The organism is Falsihalocynthiibacter sp. S25ZX9 (genome assembly GCF_041205405.1).
Taxonomy (GTDB): Bacteria; Pseudomonadota; Alphaproteobacteria; order Rhodobacterales; family Rhodobacteraceae; genus Falsihalocynthiibacter; species Falsihalocynthiibacter arcticus.
The window spans coordinates 1-280 of record NZ_JBGFCD010000346.1 but is presented as its reverse complement, the minus strand read 5'-3'; the positions used below and the strand labels follow the sequence as shown (position 1 = coordinate 280).

At 53.9% G+C, this 280-nt stretch carries 1 pseudogene; it reads left to right on the top strand.

What is annotated here, in order from left to right:
- Positions 1–38: 38 nt before the first annotated feature.
- Positions 39–280 (top strand): annotated as a pseudogene (locus AB9F29_RS22525) (RsmB/NOP family class I SAM-dependent RNA methyltransferase); the annotation flags it as partial.

Below are 280 nucleotides of genomic sequence, written 5' to 3'. Positions count from 1 at the left end.
CTTTGGCCGCTGAAGAGATCGTGGCAAAGGCGCACGACTTGTCACCCTATGCCTTGCTGGTGACGAAAAATCCACGTCGTGTACAGAATTCCAAGGTTTTCGCAGAGGGCTATGTTGAACTTCAAGACGCGGCTTCGCAATTCGTCACAGACCAAATTCCCATCAAAAACGGCGCACGTATATTGGACTATTGTGCTGGGGGCGGTGGAAAATCCCTCGCCCTTGCGGCGCGGATGCCCAAGGGCGCGGTCTCCATCTTTGCCCATGATATCTCCCATCT